Source organism: Klebsiella sp. HN106 (assembly GCF_051209435.1).
Classification (GTDB): domain Bacteria; phylum Pseudomonadota; class Gammaproteobacteria; order Enterobacterales; family Enterobacteriaceae; genus Klebsiella; species Klebsiella oxytoca.
The window spans coordinates 734203-757791 of record NZ_JBLURD010000001.1 but is presented as its reverse complement, the minus strand read 5'-3'; the positions used below and the strand labels follow the sequence as shown (position 1 = coordinate 757791).

Annotated in this window: 22 protein-coding genes and 1 pseudogene; 15 read left to right on the top strand and 8 right to left on the bottom strand. The window is 56.7% G+C overall.

Annotated features, from left to right (window positions below):
• The first annotated feature begins 103 nt into the window (after nucleotides 1–103).
• The 10 genes from ACSIPU_RS03595 to ACSIPU_RS03550 all read left to right on the top strand — a co-directional run bounded on the left by ACSIPU_RS03595 (nucleotide 104) and on the right by ACSIPU_RS03550 (nucleotide 12353).
• On the top strand, nucleotides 104–2044 hold the full coding sequence (locus ACSIPU_RS03595) for an FTR1 family iron permease (RefSeq protein WP_017145719.1): 1941 nt from the start codon (nucleotides 104–106) through the stop codon (nucleotides 2042–2044).
• 27 nt (nucleotides 2045–2071) lie between these two features.
• On the top strand, nucleotides 2072–2599 hold the full coding sequence (locus ACSIPU_RS03590) for an iron transporter (RefSeq protein WP_004102822.1): 528 nt from the start codon (nucleotides 2072–2074) through the stop codon (nucleotides 2597–2599).
• A 262-nt stretch (nucleotides 2600–2861) separates the two neighbouring features.
• On the top strand, nucleotides 2862–4241 hold the full coding sequence (locus ACSIPU_RS03585) for a Fe-S-containing protein (protein WP_196557513.1): 1380 nt from the start codon (nucleotides 2862–2864) through the stop codon (nucleotides 4239–4241).
• A 2-nt stretch (nucleotides 4242–4243) separates the two neighbouring features.
• On the top strand, nucleotides 4244–5527 hold the full coding sequence (locus tag ACSIPU_RS03580) for an ABC transporter permease (RefSeq protein WP_004113521.1): 1284 nt from the start codon (nucleotides 4244–4246) through the stop codon (nucleotides 5525–5527).
• Nucleotides 5517–6647 (top strand): ABC transporter permease, encoded by a 1131-nt coding sequence (locus ACSIPU_RS03575; protein ID WP_435321602.1) that lies wholly within the window; start codon nucleotides 5517–5519, stop codon nucleotides 6645–6647. The genes ACSIPU_RS03580 and ACSIPU_RS03575 overlap by 11 nt, the downstream gene beginning before the upstream one ends.
• Nucleotides 6648–6651: 4 nt before the next feature.
• On the top strand, nucleotides 6652–7347 hold the full coding sequence (locus ACSIPU_RS03570; RefSeq protein WP_004102812.1) for an ABC transporter ATP-binding protein: 696 nt from the start codon (nucleotides 6652–6654) through the stop codon (nucleotides 7345–7347).
• Nucleotides 7334–7819, top strand: a complete 486-nt coding sequence (locus tag ACSIPU_RS03565) for a TlpA family protein disulfide reductase (protein ID WP_004102810.1) — start codon at nucleotides 7334–7336, stop codon at nucleotides 7817–7819. Before ACSIPU_RS03570 ends, ACSIPU_RS03565 begins: the two co-directional genes overlap by 14 nt.
• Nucleotides 7820–8360: 541 nt before the next feature.
• Nucleotides 8361–9449, top strand: coding sequence for an ABC transporter substrate-binding protein (locus ACSIPU_RS03560; protein ID WP_024274300.1), 1089 nt, complete (start codon nucleotides 8361–8363; stop codon nucleotides 9447–9449).
• A gap of 71 nt (nucleotides 9450–9520) precedes the next feature.
• The gene (locus ACSIPU_RS03555; RefSeq protein ID WP_004102807.1) at nucleotides 9521–11290 is read left to right on the top strand and encodes an ABC transporter permease; all 1770 of its coding nucleotides are present in this window, start codon (nucleotides 9521–9523) and stop codon (nucleotides 11288–11290) included.
• Entirely contained in the window at nucleotides 11283–12353 is a 1071-nt protein-coding gene (locus tag ACSIPU_RS03550; RefSeq protein WP_004102806.1) for an ABC transporter ATP-binding protein, read from the top strand. The genes ACSIPU_RS03555 and ACSIPU_RS03550 overlap by 8 nt, the downstream gene beginning before the upstream one ends.
• A 53-nt stretch (nucleotides 12354–12406) precedes the next feature.
• On the opposite strand, the gene ACSIPU_RS03545 is transcribed toward ACSIPU_RS03550, so the two are convergent.
• From ACSIPU_RS03545 to budA, 3 genes are read right to left on the bottom strand one after another with little or no spacing between them, the layout of a single operon-like run.
• The gene (locus ACSIPU_RS03545; protein ID WP_004102805.1) at nucleotides 12407–13177 is read right to left on the bottom strand and encodes a (S)-acetoin forming diacetyl reductase; all 771 of its coding nucleotides are present in this window, start codon (nucleotides 13175–13177) and stop codon (nucleotides 12407–12409) included.
• 23 nt (nucleotides 13178–13200) lie between these two features.
• On the bottom strand, nucleotides 13201–14919 hold the full coding sequence (gene alsS / locus ACSIPU_RS03540; protein WP_227628657.1) for an acetolactate synthase AlsS: 1719 nt from the start codon (nucleotides 14917–14919) through the stop codon (nucleotides 13201–13203).
• Entirely contained in the window at nucleotides 14891–15670 is a 780-nt protein-coding gene (budA, locus tag ACSIPU_RS03535; protein WP_004102800.1) for an acetolactate decarboxylase, read from the bottom strand. The genes alsS and budA overlap by 29 nt, the downstream gene beginning before the upstream one ends.
• 106 nt (nucleotides 15671–15776) lie before the next feature.
• Between budA and ACSIPU_RS03530 the strand changes: the two genes are divergently transcribed.
• Complete coding sequence (locus ACSIPU_RS03530) at nucleotides 15777–16649, top strand: LysR substrate-binding domain-containing protein (RefSeq protein ID WP_004102798.1); 873 nt, start codon at nucleotides 15777–15779, stop codon at nucleotides 16647–16649.
• Nucleotides 16650–16696: 47 nt separating this feature from the next.
• Here the strand turns inward: ACSIPU_RS03530 and cspF are convergent, their stop codons facing one another.
• The 3 genes from cspF to ACSIPU_RS03515 all read right to left on the bottom strand — a co-directional run bounded on the left by cspF (nucleotide 16697) and on the right by ACSIPU_RS03515 (nucleotide 17678).
• A complete protein-coding gene (gene cspF / locus ACSIPU_RS03525) occupies nucleotides 16697–16909 on the bottom strand; it encodes a cold shock-like protein CspF (RefSeq protein ID WP_017145721.1) in 213 nt (70 codons plus the stop codon).
• 175 nt (nucleotides 16910–17084) lie between these two features.
• A complete protein-coding gene (locus tag ACSIPU_RS03520; protein ID WP_213799282.1) occupies nucleotides 17085–17255 on the bottom strand; it encodes a YnfU family zinc-binding protein in 171 nt (56 codons plus the stop codon).
• A 15-nt stretch (nucleotides 17256–17270) separates the two neighbouring features.
• Nucleotides 17271–17678 (bottom strand): hypothetical protein, encoded by a 408-nt coding sequence (locus ACSIPU_RS03515; RefSeq protein ID WP_435321599.1) that lies wholly within the window; start codon nucleotides 17676–17678, stop codon nucleotides 17271–17273.
• 64 nt (nucleotides 17679–17742) lie between these two features.
• Here ACSIPU_RS03515 and ACSIPU_RS03510 point away from each other — a divergent pair, with 64 nt between their 5' ends.
• The 4 genes and pseudogenes from ACSIPU_RS03510 to ACSIPU_RS03495 all read left to right on the top strand — a co-directional run bounded on the left by ACSIPU_RS03510 (nucleotide 17743) and on the right by ACSIPU_RS03495 (nucleotide 21575).
• Nucleotides 17743–18930 (top strand): trans-sulfuration enzyme family protein, encoded by a 1188-nt coding sequence (locus ACSIPU_RS03510; protein ID WP_023321146.1) that lies wholly within the window; start codon nucleotides 17743–17745, stop codon nucleotides 18928–18930.
• A complete protein-coding gene (locus tag ACSIPU_RS03505) occupies nucleotides 18923–20341 on the top strand; it encodes a Na+/H+ antiporter NhaC family protein (protein ID WP_004102794.1) in 1419 nt (472 codons plus the stop codon). The genes ACSIPU_RS03510 and ACSIPU_RS03505 overlap by 8 nt, the downstream gene beginning before the upstream one ends.
• A 24-nt stretch (nucleotides 20342–20365) precedes the next feature.
• On the top strand, nucleotides 20366–20752 hold the full coding sequence (locus ACSIPU_RS03500; RefSeq protein WP_004102792.1) for a RidA family protein: 387 nt from the start codon (nucleotides 20366–20368) through the stop codon (nucleotides 20750–20752).
• Nucleotides 20753–20815: 63 nt separating this feature from the next.
• A pseudogene (locus ACSIPU_RS03495) lies at nucleotides 20816–21575 on the top strand (pyridoxal-phosphate dependent enzyme).
• A gap of 139 nt (nucleotides 21576–21714) precedes the next feature.
• Here ACSIPU_RS03495 and ACSIPU_RS03490 read toward each other — a convergent pair.
• Nucleotides 21715–23025, bottom strand: a complete 1311-nt coding sequence (locus ACSIPU_RS03490) for an L-cysteine desulfidase family protein (protein ID WP_134882777.1) — start codon at nucleotides 23023–23025, stop codon at nucleotides 21715–21717.
• A 272-nt stretch (nucleotides 23026–23297) separates the two neighbouring features.
• The gene (locus ACSIPU_RS03485; protein ID WP_004102786.1) at nucleotides 23298–23438 is read right to left on the bottom strand and encodes a hypothetical protein; all 141 of its coding nucleotides are present in this window, start codon (nucleotides 23436–23438) and stop codon (nucleotides 23298–23300) included.
• Nucleotides 23439–23589 lie beyond the last annotated feature (151 nt).

The window sequence follows — 23589 nt, the reverse complement described above, 5'->3', positions numbered from 1 at the left end:
TACATAAATTGTCACAGGTTGACATTTTCATGATCCAGGTCATGTACATTGCGAGTAAAAATGACAACGATAATCATTATCATTAACTCGCAAGGGATTTGTCATGACCGGCCCTCGTTCCTTCCTGCTGCTGATGCTGTTGAGCCTGTTGTTTGGCAGCGCGTGCGCGATGGCGCAGACCCAGTATGCGCCTTATATCGAAGATATCGAGCAACGTCTTGATAAAACGGCAGAACTTTATCAGCAGCAAAAAAATACCGACGCGCGGCGCGAAGTGCAAATGGCCTACTTTGAAGTGTTTGAAAACCTTGAAGGGCCAATTCGGATCAATATCTCGGCGCGTAAGAGCTACGAGATGGAGAGCACTTTCGGCGAGATCCGCCGCATGATCGGTGAAGGCAAACCGATCGGCGAGGTGCAGGCACGTATCGACGGGCTGAAGCAGGCGCTGCGTGAAGTTGAGCCGGTGCTGGACGGCGGGCATCGGCTGGTGGCGGAAGAGCAGCATACCGCGCTTACGCGCGATGACATTGCGCAGCACTGGCAGGAGAGCTTCCGCACCCTTGACGACAGGCTGGCGCAGGCGGTAACGGAGTATCAGGCCGGCAACTACGCGCAGGCCAGCCAGCAGGTGCAGCAGGCGCAGTATCAGGGATTTAAAAACTCCGGAATGGAAACCTCGGTGCGGCAAAATCGCTCGGCGAAGGAAGCGGCCGCCATTAACCAACAGTTTAGCGCGCTGCTGACTCTGGCCGCCCAGCCTGACCGCCTGAACGAGGTGTCGTATCAGGTCACCACGCTATTACAGGATCTGGAAGACATTCTGCCGGGTCTGCCAACCACCCGCGACGATCGGCCGATGGGCGCTCCCTCTGGCGCCGATAACGCCGCGCTGGCTGATGAAACGACCGCCCGCGCGGACTGGGCAAGCGTCGCCCAGGGGATTAACCAGAGCATCAACGCCGCGCTAACGCGCTATCAAAATGGGGAAGGGCAGGAGGCGATCCTCGACGTACAGGACATCTATTTCGACCGCTTTGAAGCCACCGGGATGGAGAACAAAATCGGTTCTCGCGATGCGGCCTTTAAAACTTCTCTGGAGGCCCATTTTACCCGTATGGTCAGCCTGATGAAGGCCGGACAGCCGCAGGAGAGGCTGGCCGCGGAAGCCGCCGCCCTTGAGGCGGATCTGCAAAAAGCGGTCACCATGCTTGGCGAAGGCGAAGAGACCCAGTGGAGCCTGCTGCTCTATAGCCTGATGATCATCGTGCGCGAAGGGCTGGAAGCGCTGCTGATTGTGGCGGCTATCGTCGCGTATCTGGTTAAAAACAACCATCACGACAAACTGCCGCTGATCCGCCAGTCGGTGATGGTGGCGCTGGTCGCCAGCGTGGCGACGGCGTTTATCTTCCAGCTGCTGTTTACTCAATCCGGCGCCAGCCGCGAGCTGCTGGAGGGGATCACTATGCTGATTGCGGTAGTGATGCTGTTCCTTATGAGCTACTGGCTACTGTCCAAAGTTGAAGCCCGCCACTGGAAGGCCTGGCTTGAGGGCAAACTCTCCCATTCGCTGTCGCGCGGTTCGCTGGTGGGACTGTGGTTAACCAGCTTCCTTGCGGTCTACCGCGAGGGGGCCGAAACGGTGCTGTTCTATTACGCCCTGATTGGCGATGCCCAGGGGCTGCCGGGCCATCTTGCCATCGGCGCCGGGTTTGTTATCGGCTGTGTCGTTCTGCTGATCGCCTGGCTCGTCATGCGCTACTCGGTGGTCCGGCTACCGCTCAAACCCTTCTTCCTGTTCACCGGCGGTTTTATGTACCTGATGGCGTTTGTCTTCGCCGGAAAAGGGGTACTGGAACTGGTGGAGGGCAAACTATTTCAGCCAACGCTGATCGCCGGAATACCGGAAATCAGCTGGCTGGGAATTTACCCCTATGTGGAAACGCTATTGCCGCAGGGCATATTGCTGCTCGCGGCGCTGGCGGCGCTATGGATCATGCGCCGTCGTCAGGCACCCGCTGAAACCATAAAAACGCATTGCTAACCATTTTAAGACGAGAGGATGAGTCAGATGACCATGAAGAAGACCCTGATGATCAGCGCCACCCTGGCCAGTATCTTCACCGCGCCCGCGGCGCTGGCCTTTAAAGAGTATCCGGCCGGCGAGCCGGTCACCATGAATGAAATGGAGATCGCCGCGGTTTACCTGCAGCCTATTGATATGGAGCCGCGCGGCATGGGGCTGCCGGCAGCGAAGTCGGATATCCATCTGGAAGCGGATATTCACGCGGTAGAAGGCGGTAAAAATGGTTTTGGCGCAGGTGAATGGATCCCTTATCTGACGATCTCCTACACCCTGGTCAATAGCGATACCGGCGAAAAACAGGAAGGCACCTTTATGCCGATGGTGGCGAGCGACGGCCCGCACTACGGCGCGAACATCAAGATGATGGGCGTGGGTAACTATAAAGTCACCTACCACATTGATCCGCCGTCGAAAGCCGGGATGCACCGCCATACCGATAGCGAAACCGGCGTCGGCCGCTGGTGGAAGCCGTTTGATGTGAGCTATGAGTTTAAATATGTCGGTCTGAACTAAGCGTCTCCGGAGGCTCAGATTGTTGACAAAGCGCGCTCTGCTGCAAATCTCCGTTTCGCATTCGCGATCCTGTGGTAACGCATAACTTGCTGATATTACTTTTTTGTAAGCAGAGTGAGGCGTTAGCCGCCAGAAATGCGACGCCATCGTTAAAGCAGGGTTGTCATCAGTCTCAGCATCCTCAGATGCGAGTGTTTTCACGCAGGATGGCCGGGCGGTCATCCTGCGGCGTGTTATTCATCCGCCGTACTGAGTTAAAGTCATGAGCTATTTTTTCGTCACGACGCTACAGGCCTTTTCCTGCATTGCGCTGCTTTCCGCCGTACTCTGGGGGCGCGGCGCGCCTCCCGTCCTGCGTCCGCTGGTCTGGACGCTGCTTACCGCGCTGGGCTGCGGACTACTGACCGGGTTGTATATTCGCCCGAGCCAGACGCTGGAGCTTCTGCTGGTCGGCGCTGAAATCCTCGTATCGCTGCTGTTTTTACTGAGCTTCAGCTGGTCTTCGCCGCGCGTTCGCTATCTGTGGCAATGGCTCCTCACTTTCGGCGCAGCCCGGCACTGGGCGCTGGACCCGAACCTGGGCGGATTGACCTCCACGCACGTTCTGAACACCGATCTGCTGCTGAATATCACCGCGCTGGCTGCGGCGTTCGCGCTGCTGTGCCTTGCCTGCGCGCTCTGCGCCATGCTGCTGCGCAGAATGCGCGGCTTCTACTGGCCGCTGGCCCTGCTGCTGTTGGTCCTGCTGTGGCTACCGCTCGGCGGTAACCTGCTGCTGCTGTTGATGAAGCTACAGGTGCTACCGCTGCTGAAACCGCTGCTGAGCTTTGTCGCCAGGGTGACCAACAACGCGGCGATGTATAACTGGGCCGCCGCCGCGATACTGCTGCTGCTGTGTCTGTGCTGGATCCCGGCGCTACGCCGCTATTATCGGGCGGTTAAAGCCGCGGAGGCCCCCATCTCCCGCCGCCTTGCGCTGGCCGAACGCCGTAAAGCCAGCCGTTTGTGGTTGACCACCGTTTGCTGCGCGCTGGCGATTATCGGCGGCCAGCTATGGTGGAATCTGGTGGCTTCGCAGCCGCCGCGCTTGTCCGAGGCGCAGGCGGTTACGCTGGCCGCCGACGGCCAGGTGCATATTCCGGTCGAGCAGGTTCGAGATGGCAAACTGCATCGCTTCGTCTGGGTGGCGGACGACGGCAAAGCGATTCGCTTTTTTATCATTAACCGCTATCCCGATAAGCTGCGCTTTGGCGTGGTGTTTGACGCCTGCCTGCTGTGCGGCGATCAGGGCTACGTTATGGAAGGCAATCAGGTGATTTGTGTCGCCTGCGGTGTGCACATTTTTATCCCCTCGATTGGCAAGCCCGGCGGCTGTAACCCGGTGCCGATCGACGGCTGGCGCAACGATGACAAACAGCTGACGATACCCGGCGCGGCGCTGGCCGGCGGAGGTAACTATTTCTCTACCGTCCTGACGATTAACGTCACCGACCCGGTGGATGGCTCCACCCTGACCAACACCCGCGCCGACTACAAATACAGCTATGGCGGTAAAACCTGGTTCTTCTCCTCTGAAGCCAACTATGACCGTTTCCGCAATGCGCCAGAGCAGTTTGTGCCCGACGCGGTGAAGGAGGAGTAACCATGCTGTGGCGAATGATCTACCAGTCGTGGGGGCGCAACCTGCGGCGCAAAGCGCTGGCGGTATTGACCGTGTTTCTGGCGACCAGCCTGATCTCGGCGCTGCTGGCGGTCTCTATCGATATCGGCGACAAGATGTCCCGCGAGCTGAAATCCTACGGCGCCAATATTTTAATTGAGCCCGCCGGGCAGGCGGCGCTGCCCGCGCTGTTCAGCGAGCAAAGCAACCCGCTGGCCAGCGACGACTTTCTTGATGAATCCGAGCTGCCGAACATCAAAGATATTTTCTGGCGCAATAACATCGTTGGCTTTGCCCCGATGCTCGGCGGCGAGGTAAACGTTGCAGGACAGGATATTCGCGTGCTGGGCACTTTTTTTAGCCAGCCGGTCAGTATCCCGGATGAAGAGGGGTACGAGACCGGACAGCGGACGGTCAGCCCCTTCTGGCAGGTGACCGGCGCATGGCCGCAGGAGCCGGTCGGCGAGACGCCGCAAACGCTGGTCGGTCACGCGCTGGCGCGAAACTACGGCTGGCAGCCCGGCGATCGCCTGGCCCTCAACGTTGCGGATAGGGTGCTGAACGTCCAGGTGAGCGGTATTTTGTCCAGCGGCGGCGATGAGGATAACCAACTGGTGATGCCGCTTAGCGTCGTGCAGCAGCTGCTCGGTCTACCGGGAAAAGTGCAGGCGATCCGCGTCTCGGCGCTGACGGTACCGGAGAACGAGCTGTCGCGCCGTGCCCGTGAGGATCTCGAGGCGCTGAATGCCGAAGAGTACGATCTCTGGTACTGCACCGCCTACGTATCGTCCATCGCCCACCAGCTGGAAGAGGCCATTTCCGGCGCCGAGGTGCGTCCGGTCTGGCAGGTTGCTGCTTCGGAAGGTGTGGTTATCGACAAAATTCAGCTGCTGATGGGGGTGGTGACTCTGGCCGCGCTGGCTGCGGCGGCGATGGGCATCGCCTCGTTGATGACCAGCACGATTATGGAGCGCGCCAAAGAGATTGGTCTCATGAAAGCGCTGGGCGCCCGCCAGTGGCAAATTTTGCTGCTGTTTTACCTTGAGGCGGCGCTGGGCGGCCTGGTCGGCGGCGCATTGGGCTGTATCGCCGGTTGGGGGCTGGCAAAGGCTATTGGCCTGATGCTGTTTGCTACGCCGCTGAATTTTGCCTGGGTGGTGGTGCCCTGCGTGCTGGTGATAGCGGTGCTGATTGCTTTAATCGGTACCTGGTTCCCGGCCCGCCGGATCGCTCGTCTTTACCCTGTGGAGGTGCTATATGGCCGCTAAGCGCGACATGCTGTGGCTGCTGGTGTGGCGAGCGCTGCGGCTGAGAATGCAGCGGGTCAGCGTGGTGTTTGCCGCGCTGGCGGTAGGGGCGACCATCGTGACCGCACTCTCCGCCGTGTGGTTCGATATCAATAGCAAAATGAGCGAAGAGCTGCGCACCTTCGGCGCCAATTTTTATATTGGTCCGGGCCACGGCGCCAGCATGCCGCAGCCGGAGCTTCAGGCCATTCTTGATGGCGCGCCGGCGGGCCTGATTCACGGCGCCAGTCCGTGGCTGTACGGTACGGCGCGTACTGAGCTGGAGAAAGTGGTGATGGTCGGGGTGTGGTTTGAGTCGCTGCAAAAGCTGGTGCCTTACTGGCAGGTCAACGGCAGCTGGATCGTCGTCAGCTTTGACGATCGCAACGCGATGATTGGCGTCAAACTGGCGCAGCGCCTGGCACTGAATGTTGGCGATAGCGTGACGCTGGTAGACCATAGCCGGCGTAAGACGCTGCTGATTAAAGGCATCGTAGAGGCGGGGGACGCGACCGACAATATGCTGATCGTCAGCCTCGATGTGGCGCAGTCCTGGCTGCAAAAGCCCGGCGCGATCAGTCACGGGCTGCTTAGCGTCAGCAATGACCTGGGCCAGGTGGAGCGCTATGCCAGCCAGCTGCAGCATCAGTACCCGAACCTTGAGATTCGTCCGGTGCGCAAAGTGTCGGCTTCCGAGGGGCAGGTGCTGGATAAAATTAAGGGGCTGATGGGGCTGGTGTCGATGGTGATCCTCGCGCTGTCGTCCCTGTGCGTTAACACCACCCTGATGGCGATTGTCGGTGAGCGGGCGAAAGAGTTTGCGCTGCAAAAAGCGCTGGGCGCCAGCAACGGCGATATTACCCGCCAGATGCTGCTGGAGACCAGCATTATTACCCTCGCGGCGGTGGTCTGCGGCTGGGGGCTGGGCTATCTGCTGGCGCAGCTGCTGGGACTAACGGTGTTTAACGCCAGCATCTCGCTGCGTCTGCCGGTGCTGCCGCTGACCCTGGTTCTGTCTTTACTGGTCGCCCTGCTGGCGGCCATTGTTCCGGTGCGGCGCGCGGTGAGCGTCGAACCGGCGAAAGTGCTGAAAGGAGAGTAACGCCATGACCGTCACGTCTTTGCGTCAAATGGCGATTGAAACGCGTCATTTATATAAGCGGTTCGGGGAAGTTACGGCGCTGGAGGATATTAATTTGCGCATCGCACGCGGCGAGTTTGTTGCCATCATGGGCGCCTCCGGTTCCGGCAAAACGACCCTGATGAACATTCTTACCTGTCTGGATACCGCCAGTGAAGGACAGGTGATCCTGGATGGCACCGACGCCGCGGCGTTGGATGAAGAGGGGCGCCGTCGCTTTCGCGCGCAGAAAATTGGCCTCGTCTTCCAGCAGTTCCATCTCATCCCGTTTCTGACGGCGCTGGAAAACATCATGCTGGCGCAGCATTACCACAGCGTGGTGGATGAGAGCGCCGCCAGAGCGGTGCTGGCTCAGGTGGGACTTGAGCATCGCGTGACCCATTTACCGAGCCAGCTGTCGGGCGGGGAACAGCAGCGCGTCTGCATTGCCCGGGCGCTGGTTAACGAGCCGCCGGTTATTTTTGCCGATGAGCCGACCGGTAACCTTGACGAAGAGAACGAGCAGCGGGTGCTGGATCTGCTGACAGATTTACACCGCCAGGGGCGAACCATTGTGATGGTGACCCACAATCCGGCGCTGGGTCAATTCGCTGACCGCATCGTGCGTTTGCAGCACGGAAAGTATCTCGGCGAGGAGGTGAATCATCATGCGCATGCCTGAAGTGATGCTGTTTCTGACGCTGGCGCTGCTTAGCGGCTGCAAAGAAGAGAAGCTGGCTCGCGGCGAAACGGCGCCTGCGCTGGCGGCATTCGATTTACAGGAGTCGCCGGTCAGCCTCGATCGTTGGCGAGGGAAGGCGGTCTATCTTAATTTCTGGTCCGCAGGCTGCGGCGGCTGTCTGGCGGAGATGGATACCCTGCAGGCGCTCAGCCAGCGCTGGCCGGATAAGCTGGTGGTGGTGGGGGTGAATACCGATCCGGATACCGTGGATATCGCGCCGCTGCTGGCGAAGCATGGGATTAGCTATCCGGTGCTGCGCGATCGGCTGAAAATAACTCAGGAGCGCTATCAGGTTATCGGTACGCCAACATCAATATTAATTGATGGCGACGGTAGGGTGCTGGACTGGCATCAGGGGATGCGTAAGCCCGATGAACTACGAACGGTTTTGCGCCAGCTGGCGCAACGGTAAATTCCCCAGCTCGTGCTGCGCTTAGCCGGGCTACAGGTTCTCGGGCCGGTAGCCCGGACAGGTGCGTCAGCACCGCCTCCGGGACAGGTGTGAAGCCAAATGCACCGGCTTAGCGTTCACCCGGCCCGCGCTGCGCTTAGCCAGGCTACGGATTCACACCGTCAGCGGTCCCGTAGCCCGGATAAGGCGTCAGCCGCGACCCGGGAGTTTTCGCTTATACATACTGACTCCGTAGCGTCGGCTATTAGCCGCTGCCATTCATGATATGGAAGTCAGCGATTTACCGCGTCCTGCGCCAACAAGTTTTATTCGTTTATTTAAGAATGCCTTATTCGGCAGGTTTAAAAACAGAAAAACTTAATCTTTTCTTAATATTTCATCACCTCAACGTTTTAGGCTTTTGCCAAATCTCAATCACCATCATTTAAATTACGTCAGCGTCACAAAAGCCGTAAAAAAACATTCCCAGGCGTTGCAAGGTTCTTACGTCACGCTATATGTTAAATTTACATTTAATAAATGATGCTTAAAGGTTGATTTTATGTATATGAAAATTAGTGGCTTAGTGATTTCACTGACGGCCATATTCTCCGGTCAGGCCTTTGCTGCGCTCCCTCAGGGCTATCCGGCGGATTATCAAAAGGTCGTGGATGCGGGGATTAAAGAAGGCAAGGTGGTGATTTACTCAACCACGGATACTAAGGCCGCAGGTCCGTTAATTAAAGGTTTTGAAGCGCAATATCCCGGCATTAAAGTTGAATATAACGATATGAACAGTACCGAATTGTACAACCGTTATATCAGCGAGCAGGCAGCGGGCGGCGGAAGCGGCGATGTGGTCTGGAGCTCTTCAATGGATACGGCGCTGAAGCTTGCCACCGATTATGCGGAACAGTATGCCTCCCCGGAACAAGATAAGCTGCCGAAATGGGCGGTCTGGCAGCAAAAAGCCTACGGCACCACCTATGAACCGGTGGTCTTTATCTATAATAAGCGCCTGATCCCGCAAGGGGATGTTCCTGATTCGCACACCGCGCTGGCGAAGCTGATCGCCAGTCAGGCTGATAAGTTCAAGGGCAAGGTCACTACCTACGATATTGAAAAATCGGGCCTGGGTTTTATGCTGGCGGTTCAGGACAGTAAAGCCGATGCTCACTACTTTGACGACCTGGCGGGAATGGCGAAAGGCGGGCTGACCGTGCAATCGTCCACCGGGACGATGATGGAGCGCGTCTCCTCCGGGGAAAACCTGATTGGCTACAACATCCTCGGTTCATACGCGGAGGCGCGGGCGAAAAACGACCCTTCGCTGGGTATCTCGTACCCGAAAGATTATGTGCTGGTGCTCTCGCGGGTCTCGTTTATTACCGCAGAAGCCGAGCATCTGAATGCGGCGAAGCTGTGGTTTGATTACGTGCTCTCGGAAAAGGGGCAAAGCATCCTGGCGAACCAGGCCGATATTCCCTCCCTGCGCAATGATATCGAAGGTAAAAATGATATCGACGGTATGACCAAAATGCTCGGCAGCGCGCTGAAGCCCATTCCGGTCGATGAAACGCTGCTGGCGTATCTTGAGCCGAAACAACGCCTGGAATTTATCAAACAGTGGCGCACCGCCGCGGCGAAATAACCCTCCGGCGCTGCGCATCTTTTCAGGATGCGCAGCCCACATGATACCCGCCAGGTTTAAAGGGATCGCTTATGAATATTTTACGCCGAAAGTGGCAGGGGTTGCCGCGCGGAATTGTTGTCCTGATAACGGCGCTGGCCATTTATGTCCCGCTGCTATTTATCGTGGTGCAGAGCTTTCTCTCGGCACCCTTTTTTGCCCGCTCGAAGGCATTTAGCCTTGAGGCCTTCGAATTTATCTTTACCGATCCGGATTTTTATCTGGCGCTAAAATCTGGCTTTATTCTCGCCTTCGGCCTGGTGGCGATCGCCATTCCTCTCGGCGGGATCCTCGCCTTTTTAATGGTGCGCACCGATTTACCCGGCAGACGGATTATTGAGCCGCTGATTCTGGTGCCGATTTTCGTATCGCCGATGGTGCTGGCCTTTGGTTACGTGGTGGCGGTGGGACCGGTAGGCTTCTTTTCGCAATGGGCGGAGCAGCTGATCGGTTTTGTGCCCTGGAATATCTATTCGATGTTCAGCATCGTGGCGATCGCCGGACTGACGCACGTTCCACACGCCTATCTCTATATCTCTTCCGCGCTGCGCAGCGTCGGTTCGGATGTGGAAGAAGCGGCGCGAACGGTTGGCGCATCGCCGCTGCAGGTCATGACCTCGGTGAGCCTGCCGATGGTACGGCCGTCCATACTCTATGCCTGCGTACTGCTGTTTTTTCTCGGCCTGGAAGTCTTCGGCCTGATGCTGGTGCTGGGGGACCCGGAAGGCAATATGGTGCTGGCCACCTATCTTTATAAACTGACCAACAAGCTCGGCACGCCTTCCTATCATCTGATGGCAGCGGTGGCGGTGGTGCTGATCTGCATCACCATTCCGCTGGTGATGCTCCAGCGCCGCCTGATGCGTACCGCCAACCGCTTTGTCACCATGAAGGGGAAAGCATCGCAGGCCCGGGCGCTGCCGCTGGGGAAATGGCGCTGGGTCGCCGGTATCGTCGTGGTGGCCTGGTTAACGGTTACCATCGGCGTACCGCTGATCGGCGTTGCGCTGCGGGCCTTTATTTCGAACTGGGGGGTTGGCGTCCCGCTGTGGGATGAACTCTCGCTGGCGACGTTTCGCAACATCTGGCAGCAGCCGAATTTGCTGCGCGCCATCGTTAACTCTATGGCGATTGGGGTCATCGGCGGCGCGCTGGCGGTGGTCTGCTATCTGTTCGTAGGCATCGCGATGCACCGCAAACCGGATAACGTCACGCGCTTTCTCGACTACAGCGTGCTGGTGCCGCGTGCGGTGCCGGGGCTGCTGGCCGGGCTGGCGTTTTTGTGGGTGTTTCTGTTTCTGCCGATGTGGCTGGATCAGTCGCTGAAAAACGGCTGGCTCTCGGCGCTGCCGGTGGCTGAGTGGCTGCGCGACCATCTGATTGTTCAGCTGCGCGCGCTGCGTAATACCATTTTCAGCGTCTGGCTGGCCTATACCGTGGTCTGGATGGCCTACGGCCTGCGGCTCATCTCCTCGACGCTGCTGCAGGTGGCGCCTGAGCTGGAGGAGGCGGCGCGCAGTACCGGCGCATCGCGCGGGCAGATCACCCGCCACGTCACGGTGCCGCTGTCGCGCTATGGCCTGATTGGCTCCTGGCTGCTGATGTTTCTTATCTTCGAGCGCGAATATTCGACCGGGGTTTATCTGCTCTCTCCGGGAACGGAAACTATCGGTTCGATGCTGGTGTCGCTGTGGGCGGCGGGGGCTATCGATATCGTCGCCGCGCTCTCGTTTATTAATATCCTGCTGGTGGTCGTGGGTCTGGGCATCGCCCTGCGCTTTGGAGTGAAATTACATGATTGAATTATCGGTAGAAAACCTGCACCTGACCTACGGCGATAACCCGGTACTGAAGGGCGTATCTATGGAGCTGAGGCGGGGGGAAGTCGTCTCGCTGCTCGGCCCATCGGGGAGCGGAAAAACCACGCTGCTGCGGGCGGTCGCCGGGCTGGAGAAGCCCACCAGCGGCACGATCGCTATCGGTAAAACCCGCGTTTATGACGGCAACCCGCGTAGTGAAATTCCGGCGGAGGAGCGTAACCTGGGTCTGGTGTTCCAGTCCTACGCCCTGTGGCCGCATAAAACGGTATTTGAGAACGTGGCTTACCCCCTCAGGCTACGTAAGGTCGCCGCCGCGGAGATCAAACAGCGGGTGCAGAGCGTGCTCGATCAGCTGGGCCTGGGGCATCTTGGCAATCGCCACCCGCATCAGCTCTCCGGAGGACAACAGCAGCGCGTGGCCATCGGCCGGGCGCTGGTATATAACCCGCCGGTCATTCTGCTGGATGAACCCCTGTCGAACCTCGACGCTAAGCTGCGGGAAGAGGCGCGGGTCTTTTTGCGCGAACTGATCGTCAAGCTGGGTCTGTCGGCGCTGATGGTGACCCACGATCAGAATGAGGCGATGGCGATTTCCGATCGCATTTTGCTGCTCAATAACGGCGTCATCGAGCAGCAGGGAACGCCGCAGGAGATGTACGGCAGCCCGAGAACGCTGTTTGCCGCCGAGTTTATGGGCAGCAATAATCGGCTGCACGGCACCGTCACCGATCTGGATAACGGTCGGGCGCGCATTGAGGGCGCCAGCTGGGCACTGTGGGGAATGGCCGGGGAAGGGGTCAGCGTGGGGGCGGAAGCAACGGCGGTCATTCGTGTTGAACGCCTGCGCATAGCCTCCTCGCCTGAAGAGAACATGCTGGAATTAGCGCTGCTGACCAGTATGTATCTCGGCGACCGCTGGGAGTATCTGTTTCGCACCGAAGGCGATGATTTCGCTATTCGCGCCTACGGTAGCGCACTGCGCGATGCCGAACGTTGCCATCTTACCTTGCCCGTCAACGATCTGTGGATCTTCCCGAAAGGCTGAAAAAAAGCCCCGGCGCTGAGGCCGGGGCAAACCATGTCAGAGCTTATTTATTATTAACTGAATACCATACCGCCATCGATCAGCAGCGACTGACCGGTCATATAGTTGGAGTCCGGACCGGCCAGATAAGAGACGCAGGCCGCGACGTCTTCCGGTTCGGAAAGACGACCGAGGGTAATGCGTTTCGCAAATTCCTGGGTTCCGTAGCCCAGCGGTTTGCCCGCCGCTTCGGAAACCTGACGGTCAATTTCCGCCCACATGGGGGTTTTGACGATCCCCGGGCAGTAGCCGTTAACGGTAATTCCCAGATGCGCCAGATCGCGGGCGGCGGTTTGCGTCAGGCCGCGCACGGCAAACTTGCTTGAACTGTAGACCGCCAGTTCCGGGTTACCCACGTGGCCCGCCTGGGAGCAGGCGTTGATGATCTTGCCGCCGTGGCCCTCTTTTTTAAACGCATCTACCGCGGCCTGAATGCCCCAGATAACGCCCTTAACGTTGATATTGTAGACTTTATCGATGACGTCCTCGCGAATCTCTTCGATAGGCGTAGAGGGCGCGACCCCGGCGTTGTTAACGATCACGTCAAAACCGCCAAGGCCCTTACGCGCCTGCTCAACGGCGGCAAAAACCTGATCGCGTTTCGAGACATCGACCTTCACCGCCAGCGCCTGGCCGCCGTGCTGGTTAATTTCGTCAGCAACCGCCTGTGCGGTGGCATCGTTATAATCGGCGATGGCCACGGCAAAGCCATCTTGAACCAGGCGAAGGGCGATAGCTTTACCGATACCCTGGCCTGCGCCGGTCACGAGTGCGACTTTTTTCATTGCTGGATTCCTTCTGTAGTGACTCAAAGTAGTTGACTGAGATGAAGCTGGCCCATCAGCAGCGGGTTGTCGCTGTAATCGACGGGGATGGCGACCACGGCGGGGCCATCGACGTCCATCGCCGCCCGCAGCGTCGGCTCAAGGGCGGCGGCGCTCTCGACCGCGAACCCTCTGGCGCCGAAGGCTTCGGCATAGGCTTTAAAATCCACCGGGCCGAACTCAACGCCGGATAGCCGCTGATATTTTTTCTCTTCCTGAATTGCCACCATGTTGTAGCCGTTATCGACCCAGATGATATGCAGGACGTTAGCTTTTAGCCGTACGGCGGTCTCCAGCTCCATACTGGATTGCAGGAAACCGCCGTCGCCGGAAACCGAAACCACTTTGCGCTGCGGGTTCACCAGCCAGGCGCCAATCGCCCACGGCAGCGCCACCCCCATGGTCTGTTGACCGTTGGAAATCATGACCTGACGAGCGCGGAAGCTGTAGAGATAGCGGGCGATCCAGATATGAAAGCTCCCCATATCGACGGTCAGCGTTACGTCGCTGTTGACGATATCCTGCATGGCGCGAACGATGCGCAGCGGATGAAGCGCAAACTGGTTTAGCTGCGCGCCGCGGCGATCGAGCAGTTCCCGCTGGTGCTGGCGGTCAACAAGAATCTCCGCGGCCTGCGGCGACAGAACCAGCTGGTGGTCAATACGCCCGGAGAGTTTGTGCAGCGTGGCAGCGATATCGCCGACCAGCTCGATATCCGGGGTATAGTTGCGTTCTTCGTAAGCGGGCAGCACGTCGATATGCACCAGCGTGGCGTTACCGTTATTCCACATCGCCGGTTCATACTCCACCGGGCTATAGCCAATGCAGATGACCAGGTCGGCGAGATGCAATAGCCGATCCCCGGCCTGGTTATTGAACAGCCCAACCCGTCCGGCAAAGCGCGTAAAGTGGTCCTGATTTACCGCGCCGGCGGCCTGATAGGTACTGGTGACCGGGATATGGCTTTTTTTCAGCAATTCGCGGAGCGCCGCGCTGTTTTCCGTCTGGCTGGCCATCAGACCGAGCAGGAATACCGGATTTTTTGCCCCGGCAATCATCTTCGCCACTCGCTCAATGGCGTCGTCCGGGGCCGCGCCGGTCTGCGGGGCTTCGCTGGCGGGCAGCACCCTGGCGTGGACTGGCTCATCGACGACGTCCTGCGGCAGACTGACGAAGGCGCTTCCCGGCCGTCCCTGCTCGGCGGCGCGAAATGCGTTAGACACGACCTCCGCCAGCGCATCGGATGCGGTGACTTCCACCGAGTATTTGGTTACCGGGCTGAACATTGCCACCGTATCCATACTCTGGTGCACTTGTTTGGCCTTGTCGGCGCGTTTTACCGCACCGCCCAGCGCCACCACCGGATCGCCTTCGCTGTTAGCGGTGGCCATACCGGTAATCAGATTGGAGCAGCCGGGGCCGGAAGTGACCAGCGCGACGCCCGCTTTCCCGGTGATGCGGCCAACCGCAGCGGCCATAAAGGCGGCGTTGGCCTCGTGGCGTACCGGGATAATGCGAATTGAGGAGTCCAGTAGCGAATCAAAGACCTTATCGATTTTTGCCCCCGGAATGCCGAAGACCTGGCGAATGCCCTGGGCCTCCAGCTGGCTGACGATCAGGTCGGCGCCATGCGCCCACTGGCGAGGTTGATGTTGATTATCCACGAGAATCTCCTTAGTTTTCGACTGAGCGAATGGCGGCATCTAGATTGTCCGGGTGCAGATCCGCCTGCAGGAAGGCGCTATCGGCAGGAAGGTCAATCATCAATTTGTGGATTTCGCCAAAGGTCAGCACGCCGTGGTCGAGCTGATAATCGAGCAGATGACCGCCGCCCTGACGGTCATCGGTGATGAAATGTTCGTGGTAGCCGGCAACGTTAATGCCCTGCATATGCTGCGGGGTACGGAAGCCGACCAGTACCCCTTCGCGCTGGTTGAAGCGGAACACCGGCTGGTCGTCGAGCACGTCGGTCATCGCCCGGTAGGGCGGGGTCTGGCGCGGTACGGTGCGGGTATGCGCATGACGAAAATGACCGTTAATGCGCAGGGCGCAGAAGAGATTATCGGAGGGTATTTGCTGGTCGATAATGTCGTGCAGCTGCTGGCGGCTCACCGGTTTATCGAACGTTTTACGATACTGCGGCTGAAACCAGGTCATCACCGCAAACGGCGTGCGCTGTTCCATTCGGGCTTTACGGGCGCTGCCGTCGGCGCGCAGCTGGTATACCTCGCTGCTAAACGCGATCAGCTCGCCGTCCAGTTCATTAAAGGTTCCCAGGCCAAAATCGCCGTGGGTGAGTAAATCAGCGATGGTGGTATTGCCTTCATAAACGCCGCTCAACAGCGCGCTCATCAGAGAGGTCTGGTAGATGACGCTATCGGGATGTTGCGCGGAAAACCCTCGTAGAGTTTCACACAGGCTCTCTTCACAAGAGCATTCAGCAGAATGGTTCATTACCCGCTTCCTCGTTCAACGAATATCAGAAAGGTTAAATAAATGTTGACGCGATTCAGCTCACAGTTCCAATATAGAATCTATGCTTGTTTGAGACGTTTTCGATATGGAACTTCGTTATCTGCGCTACTTTGTCGCCGTCGCCGAGGCGCGACATTTCACTAAAGCGGCAAAAGAACTTGGTATCTCACAGCCGCCTTTAAGCCAACAAATTCAACGGCTTGAACGGGAAATTGGCACGCCGCTTTTCCGCCGTTTAACGCGCGGCGTTGAGCTGACGGAAGCGGGGGAGTCGTTCTATGAGGATGCCTGCCAGATCCTCGCCCTGAGCGATGCGGCGCTCGAAAAGACGAAAGGGATCGCCCGCGGACTGAACGGTCGGCTGGCGCTGGGCATTACCAGTTCTGATGCCTTCCATCCGCAGATCTTTAGCCTGCTGCAGCAGTTCCAACAACGTTACCCGGCGGTAACGCTGCATCAAATCGAGGGCAATATGGCGACGCTGATGGGGGCGCTTGGCGAAGCGGAGCTGGATATTGCTTTTGTACGCCTGCCTTGTGAAAGCAGTAAAGCCTTCAATCTGCGTATTATCGATCAGGAGCCGATGGTGATCGCGCTGGCGCGTTCGCATCCGCTGTCGTCATGCGACGAACTCGCGCTCGAGCAGCTTACCGACGTGGCGCCGATTCTTTTTCCGCGCGAAGTGGCCCCTGGCCTGTATGAGCTGGTGTTCAACAGCTATCTGCGCGCCGGTATTGACGTGCAGCGAGCCTATCAGTCATCGCAAATATCGTCGTCGCTCAGCATGGTGGAAGCCGGATTCGGCTTTGCGCTGGTGCCGCAGTCGATGACCTGCATCACGCTACCTGGCGTCAGCTACCACCCTTTGGCGGGCGCGCCGCTAAAAACCGATATTGCTATCGCCTGGCGACGCTACGAGCGTTCGCGCACGGTGAAGCATTTCCTGGCCATGTTTTAACCGGCGAGGTGACTTATTCAGCAGCTATTGACGTTTTATACTGTGTTTTAAGAAAGATAAACATTGGCGGCGGTCGGGCCACGCAGTCCGTTGACTCGACGAAATTCGACGCGGATGCCGGGGCTGATTGTGGTTGGCTCGCCGGGCGATAGTGCGGAAATATGAACCTGTACGTCTTTGCGACCATCGGAGGGGATGATCAGGCCTTTGCCTGTTTTATTATCAAATGTTTTGACAATACCTGTCATTTTTTGGAACAAATAAATACCTTTTAAATATGAAAACCGGCACGACTATACAGTAAGTGAGTGGGAAGTCTATGCAAATCGAAATAAAACCCGCGCTTGCGGGCTTTTACTTTGCCAAAAAAACGCCATCAGCGCTGGCTGATTATTGTGCAATCATGCGCAATAATCGGCTTCTGACAAGGGATAATTAAGCAGCGGTTTTTGCAGAGGACTGGAAAAATTTATGGCAGTAGGGGCAGATGAGTTGAGCACCTTTTTGTACTCGGCTGAAGCTGTGTTCTGAGTCCTGAGAGCAGTTAGGGCAGGAACATTTTACGAGATAATTACGGCGAGTTTTAGCGTCTTTGCGTTCTGACATATGATATTTCCTGAGTTAAGGGCTTACAACCATACAGCATTGCGCCGCAAATAGCTCTAACTCATTCTGCATAGCGCGTATATGAGGGAACTCAGGAGCCCTATCGCTGGCACCAGTATGAGAAAAATCGTTTCGTGGCCGCAGGCGGTTAAAGAGTAAGTTTTCCCCCATATTTTTGTGATTAACATCACCATTTAAAATCAATGTTTTATTTATCAATAAGTTAATGGTAGATGATTTTTTCGCGCAGAGAACAATTTTCTCCATTATTCGCGGATTAGAGGGAAAATAGGTAAGATTTTCTTCCGCGCCTAATATACATTTTAATGGTGGTCGAAGAACGCAAATCACGATGTTGATGATTATATGACCGTTTATTTTTTGGCTATTAAACGGAGTTTTGGCGGAAGTCTTACGTGCCAACTTCGCTGACCACGTAAATAAGAACTCACGATATTTATGACTAATAATAGTTTGAGTATATCCTATGAAAACCAGAACTAAAGATATTGCTACCCTGGCCGTTCATGCTGGAAGCCAATCCGATCCGGTAACCAACGCTATATTTACCCCGATTGTCACAGCCAGCTCTTTTATCCAGCCTAACCTTTATGAAGGCGGCGATTTTTGTTATTCCCGGGTTTCCAATCCAACGCGTAAAGCTTATGAATCCGCACTTGCCGAGCTGGAGGGGGGGATATATGCCACCGCTACCGCATCGGGAATGGCGGCCACCAATATCGTGATGGAACTATTGCCCAAAGACGCACATATTATTGCGATGAAGGGCGTCTACGGCGGAACCTGGCGGCTGTTTGAGAAATTAAAAACGCACACCACCGGCGCCACAATTTCCTATATCGATCTGAACGATGAGCAGAGCCTGATGGCGAATATTCAGGAAAACACCGCCTTAATCTGGATTGAAACGCCGACCAATCCATTACTTGAACTGGTCGATATCGCGAAAGTGTGTCGTATTGCTAAAGAACACGCCATTACCACCTGCGTTGATAATACCTTTGCCAGCGCCTGGAACCATAAACCGCTTGAAATGGGGGCGGACATGGTCATGCTCTCCACCAGTAAATATGTTGGCGGACATTCTGATTTAATAGGCGGCGCGGTTATTACCAATAATGAAGCGCTCGCCTCGAGGCTCGATTTTATTAAAACAACGATCGGCTCTATTGCCTCGCCCTTTGATGCCTACCTTGCCCTGCGCGGTATGAAAACGCTGGATTTGCGCATGGAGCGTCAGTGCAGTAATGCCCTGCGCGTGGCGGAATATCTGGAAAACCATCCGGCGATTGCCAGCGTCTATTATCCGGGGCTGCCGTCGCACCCTCAGCATCAGCTATGCAAGAAGCAAATGCGTTCGGGCGGCGCGGTAGTGACCGCGACCCTGAAGGGAGACATGCAGAGCCTGAAACGCTTTATCGGCGGTCTGCACTATTTTGTGCTGGCGGAATCGCTGGGCGGGGTAGAGAGCATGATTAACCATTCGGCCTCAATGTCCCACGGTTCGATGTCAAAAGAGGAGCGGGAAGCGATCGGCGTTTATGACACGACGCTGCGCTTCTCCGTCGGCATTGAACATATCGATGACTTACTCCAGGACCTGGATATTGCCTTCGCCGCTATGGACCTCAAACAGGATAACCATCATGCATGATTATGGCATCTGGACGATAATTACTCCGCTGGTCACCATTATTCTGGCGATTCTGACCCGCCAGGTGATCCTCTCTCTGCTTACCGGTATTTTTGTCGGCTATGCGGTGATTCACCACAGCATTATCCAGGGCGTTGGCGGCACGCTGAACGGAATTATTGAAACCTTTGCCTCCGCCGGTAATGCGCGAACGATTATTTTTATGGTGATGATCGGCGGCATTATGCGGCTGATTGTGGTCACCGGCGGCGTGCGAAAGCTGGTGCAGTTTCTTTCGGAGAAAAATGATTTCGTCACCAATAAAAAGTCGGTCCAGCTACTGGCGATGGTGGTGACATCGTTAATCTTTATCGAGAGTTCGATAAACCAGCTGATTGCCGGCGCATCAACGAAAAACCTTGCCCGGCGCTATAAAGTCTCGCCGGAAAAGATGTCCTATATTATCCAGACTTCCTGCGTGTCCGTTTGTTCGTCGGTGATGATCAACGGCTGGGGAGCGGCGATGATGGGGGTTATCGGCGTCCAGATTGCGCAAGGCTACCTGACCGGCGAGCCATTTGAAGTGCTGGCAAGCTCGATGGTCTGGAATACGATGGCCTGGTTTTCATTAGCCTCAGTGCTTTTTTATATCCTCTCCGGCTGTAGCTGGGGGCCGATGAAAAAGGCGGAGGTTAAGTTTGAAACGGTCCAGACGGAAATAGAACAAGAGCATGGCGAAGAGGAAGCGGACCCGGTGATTGATCATCCGGCCTGCAACTCATTGCTCAACTTCTTTATTCCAATCCTTTCCACCGTACTTATGGTGCCGGTAGTGCTATATATCACCGGCGAGGGACAATTCTCCAAAGGCAGCGGCTCCATGTCGGTCTACTCCGGCGTCATGTTTGGCACCGTCGTCTCTTTTATCTGGTTTCGCCTGCGCGGTATTCTGAACGTAGAAAACTTTTTTAAAGAGCTGTATATCGGCTACGCCAGTATGGTGAAAATCAGCTCAATCATGATTCTGGCCTTCCTGATGGGGCATATTTCGGCGGAACTGAATACCGGACAGTATATTGCTTCGATAACCTCCGGCGTTATTCCATCCGGCTTTTCGATCGGCTTTATCTTCCTGATTGCCGCGGTGATGTCGCTGGCCACCGGTACCTCCTGGGGAACCTTCGCCATCATGATTCCAATTGGCGTCCAGCTCGGCGTGTCCTTAGGCATCGATCCGCACTTTATGATCGGCGCGGCGATTTCCGGCTCAATCTTTGGTGATATGACTTCGCCTATCTCCAGTGATGCCATCGTGGCATCGATGGCGACCAACTGTGACCATATTGAACATATTCGCACCCAGCTGCCTTATGCGCTGGTGACGGGCGGGCTGGCGCTCATTGTTTATTTAATTGTCGGCTTCACTCTTTAACCCAATATTCTTAAAGGATTTGCTATGACTAAGGCTATCGCGACAGAAAATGCGCCGCAGGCAATTGGCCCCTATATCCAGGGCGTGCGCAGCGGAAATTTTATTTTTACATCTGGTCAGCTACCCATCGATCCGCAAACGGGCACTATTCCCGAGTGCGCCGAAGGCCAGACCCGACAGAGCCTCGAGAATATTCAGGCAATCATTGAGGCCGGCGGCCTGACGGTCGCCAATATTTGTAAGATGACTATCTTCGTCAAGGATCTGAACGAGTTCGCTGCCATTAATGATGCCTACGCGGCGTTCTTCACCCAGCGTAACGCTTCTTTCCCGGCGCGCTCTTGCGTAGAGGTCGCCCGGCTGCCAAAGGACGTTAAAGTAGAAATTGAAGCTATCGCCTGGCAGGGATAACTCACGCGAAAGACGGCTCAACGGCGGCTTATTAGCCGCCGTTTTTATATCAAGGAGAGGGCTATGTCGGTAAAACATTATCTCAACAGCTTAGCGCGCGTCGCGCTGGTTGGTGGCGTCACTCCCGTTCAGCATCTGCAGCGGCTGTCGGAATATTTGCAGCGCGATATCTCTATAAAACGTGACGATATTTCGCATCCTGGCATGGGCGGTAATAAGTTCAGAAAGCTTGAGTTTCTGGCGGCAGATGCCATCAGTAAAGGCCAGCGATACGCTGGTGACCGCCGGCGGCAGCCGCGCATTTGGGTCTGAAGTGCGCAGCGCTGCTGGAGAATCCCATTCAAACCGCAGAGCCTAACTATCTCTGCAACGGCAACCATCTGCTGTTTAGCCTGATGGGCTGCGAGTCAGAAATGGTTGCAGAGCTTTACGATTCGGATGCGCAGCTGCAGCAGTTCAGCGAGCGGCTTTCGGCAGAAGGGGCTAAACCCTATATTGTTCCCGTCGGCGGCTCAAACGCGCTGGGGTCGCTGGGCTACGTTGAGTGCGCGCTGGAGATAGCGGAGCAGTGCGAGCAGATGTGTGCAGTCCGTGGTGGTGTCCTCCGGCAGCGCGGGGACGCATGCCGAATACCGCAGGGATGGAGGCGGTAGCGTTGCTGGCGCGTCTGGAGGGGATCATGCTTGATCCGGTCTATACCGGCAAGGCGATAGCGGGCCTGAACGATGGCGTGAAAACAACGCGTTTCACCGGCAGCGGGCCGGTGATGTTTGTCCATACCGGCGGCGCGCCGGCGCTCTTTGCTTACTATCCTCGCGTCTGAACAACGACGTTAACCAAAAATCGAACCACGCCCGCGCGTGCATGCCGGCGTGGTTTTTTTACATGCTGCGGCGGAGGGGCAGTGGACGCTTTACCGCCGGACAACGCCCGGCATCCATTCGTCCAGCGCCGCGTCAAACCTAATAACGCTTGTGCGCCATGATTTCGATAATTTGTCGGTCGGTATGCTGCATGGCCCGACCGGCGATGGCGCAAAGATTACGAATGGAGTTTTCCACATCGCGATCGACGATACCGTCGTTGCCGGAAACAACCGAATTATCCAGCGCCAGCAGAACCGCTTTCCAGGCGGAAGAGATGCTGGTGGACACTTTCATTGCGCAACTACCGGAAGCGCCATCGCATATGATGCCGCTGACGTCGCCAATCATGTTATTAACCGCCATGGCGATGGTGTCAAAGCTGCCGTTCATCAGCCAGATAATCCCCGCCGCGGCACCCATTCCGGCGGTGGTGGTGGCGCAGAGGGCCGATAGCCGCGGAAGTTGACAGTGAATATAAATGGCGACCAGATGTGATAGCGCCAGCGCGCGGGCCAGCTGCTGCTGGCTGGCGTGAAGACGCTCTGCGGCCACGACCACCGGCATGGTGGCGGTGATGCCCTGGTTGCCGGAGCCGGAGTTGGTCATCGCCGGCAGCGATGCGCCGCCCATGCGGGCATCCGACGCGGCGCTGGTGCGGTAGAGGATCTCGTTAAACATATCATCGGAAACCAGTCCTTTGTCGACCTGGCGCTTTAGCGTCGGGCCGATATGCAATCCCCACTCTTTGCTCAGCCCTTTCTTTGAAAGGGCGTTGTTCATTGCGCCAGCCTCGAGCATAAATTCCAGCGTCTGCGCAGGCGCTTCGCTAACAAAATCATAGATCTCGCGCAGCGAACTGTGGGCGACCTGCGCCAGCGGATCGCGGGTGGGAGCGGCGTTTGCGCTTGCGTCCTTAACAAACAGAGGCTCACCCATTTTCTCAATCGCCACCACGTTGGTGTGGTCGCCGGTGATGGTGACCGTCGCATGCTGATCGCCCGCGTAGACTTTGGCGCGAACGTACAGAATCTCGTCGCAGGGTTCCTGTAGCACCACGCGCACGGCGCCAACCTCAAGTAGCGCCCTGGCGGCATCAATTTCCCGACGGGTGGCCTTGTTAAGCACTTCCAGATTCGCCTGCGGGTCGCCGGCGATAGCGCCGAGAGCCGCGGCGATAGGCAAGCCGGTCATCCCCGTACCCGGGATGGTGACGCCCATACCATTTTTCATCAGATTCGGCGAGACCGCAGCTTCGATCCGCACAATCGCGCCAGAGAGCTGCTGCGCCGCCACGGCGCAGGCGAGGGCGACAGATACCGGTTCGGTACAGCCTAATGCGGGTTTCACTTCCTGTTTTAATGCCTGAATAAACAGGTTCCATTTAGCACGATTTTCCCGGTGTGACATGACTGAGCCTCTGGAGCGGTGCAGAAAAATGGCCATCGAGGGGATGACTTTCTCCTCGACATTGATTTGCGCCTGCGGGCCAGAAAACGGCGCGGCTCGCAGGAACGATAATCAAAATATTACCGCACTCAGCAGAGAAAAAAGTTGCACGTTCAATTTGTAAAATAGCGCTTTGGGAGAAAATTTTTCTTTAAAAAGCGCGTTGCAAACGGCTTTATGGCGAGGGCTGCGCTGGCGGGATAAAAAAACCGGCAGAGTAGCCGGTTTGGTCGTTAGATCTTACAGGCGTCGCCGCAGTCATCATCGGCCACAATGGCCTGCGCTTTTTTATCGGCATCTTCAAGTCGTTCAGCGTTGCGCTCTTGCGCTTCTTCCAGTCCGCTAAAAACCAGGTTATCGAGATCAATTTCCATGCGTTACCCATTTAAGTTCAGTGTTGACCGTGTGCAAGTATAGGCAAAACGGCAGGCGGATGCACCCGGCCTGAGCCCCGGTAGCACATAGCGGTAAGCGCGGATGTTTTATTGCGCAAGGCGAGACGAGAAAAGGCGTGGGCGGCGACAA

What these genes read in the sequence shown, in the direction of transcription:
- ACSIPU_RS03595 (WP_017145719.1), top strand. Translation starts at nt 104, where the DNA reads ATGACCGGCCCTCGTTCCTTCCTGCTGCTGATGCTGTTGAGCCTGTTG.
- ACSIPU_RS03590 (WP_004102822.1), top strand. Translation starts at nt 2,072, where the DNA reads ATGACCATGAAGAAGACCCTGATGATCAGCGCCACCCTGGCCAGTATC.
- ACSIPU_RS03585 (WP_196557513.1), top strand. Translation starts at nt 2,862, where the DNA reads ATGAGCTATTTTTTCGTCACGACGCTACAGGCCTTTTCCTGCATTGCG.
- ACSIPU_RS03580 (WP_004113521.1), top strand. Translation starts at nt 4,244, where the DNA reads ATGCTGTGGCGAATGATCTACCAGTCGTGGGGGCGCAACCTGCGGCGC.
- ACSIPU_RS03575 (WP_435321602.1), top strand. Translation starts at nt 5,517, where the DNA reads ATGGCCGCTAAGCGCGACATGCTGTGGCTGCTGGTGTGGCGAGCGCTG.
- ACSIPU_RS03570 (WP_004102812.1), top strand. Translation starts at nt 6,652, where the DNA reads ATGACCGTCACGTCTTTGCGTCAAATGGCGATTGAAACGCGTCATTTA.
- ACSIPU_RS03565 (WP_004102810.1), top strand. Translation starts at nt 7,334, where the DNA reads ATGCGCATGCCTGAAGTGATGCTGTTTCTGACGCTGGCGCTGCTTAGC.
- ACSIPU_RS03560 (WP_024274300.1), top strand. Translation starts at nt 8,361, where the DNA reads ATGTATATGAAAATTAGTGGCTTAGTGATTTCACTGACGGCCATATTC.
- ACSIPU_RS03555 (WP_004102807.1), top strand. Translation starts at nt 9,521, where the DNA reads ATGAATATTTTACGCCGAAAGTGGCAGGGGTTGCCGCGCGGAATTGTT.
- ACSIPU_RS03550 (WP_004102806.1), top strand. Translation starts at nt 11,283, where the DNA reads ATGATTGAATTATCGGTAGAAAACCTGCACCTGACCTACGGCGATAAC.
- ACSIPU_RS03545 (WP_004102805.1), bottom strand. Translation starts at nt 13,177, where the DNA reads ATGAAAAAAGTCGCACTCGTGACCGGCGCAGGCCAGGGTATCGGTAAA.
- alsS (WP_227628657.1), bottom strand. Translation starts at nt 14,919, where the DNA reads ATGCCGCCATTCGCTCAGTCGAAAACTAAGGAGATTCTCGTGGATAAT.
- budA (WP_004102800.1), bottom strand. Translation starts at nt 15,670, where the DNA reads ATGAACCATTCTGCTGAATGCTCTTGTGAAGAGAGCCTGTGTGAAACT.
- ACSIPU_RS03530 (WP_004102798.1), top strand. Translation starts at nt 15,777, where the DNA reads ATGGAACTTCGTTATCTGCGCTACTTTGTCGCCGTCGCCGAGGCGCGA.
- ACSIPU_RS03520 (WP_213799282.1), bottom strand. Translation starts at nt 17,255, where the DNA reads ATGTCAGAACGCAAAGACGCTAAAACTCGCCGTAATTATCTCGTAAAA.
- ACSIPU_RS03510 (WP_023321146.1), top strand. Translation starts at nt 17,743, where the DNA reads ATGAAAACCAGAACTAAAGATATTGCTACCCTGGCCGTTCATGCTGGA.
- ACSIPU_RS03505 (WP_004102794.1), top strand. Translation starts at nt 18,923, where the DNA reads ATGCATGATTATGGCATCTGGACGATAATTACTCCGCTGGTCACCATT.
- ACSIPU_RS03500 (WP_004102792.1), top strand. Translation starts at nt 20,366, where the DNA reads ATGACTAAGGCTATCGCGACAGAAAATGCGCCGCAGGCAATTGGCCCC.
- ACSIPU_RS03490 (WP_134882777.1), bottom strand. Translation starts at nt 23,025, where the DNA reads ATGTCACACCGGGAAAATCGTGCTAAATGGAACCTGTTTATTCAGGCA.
- ACSIPU_RS03485 (WP_004102786.1), bottom strand. Translation starts at nt 23,438, where the DNA reads ATGGAAATTGATCTCGATAACCTGGTTTTTAGCGGACTGGAAGAAGCG.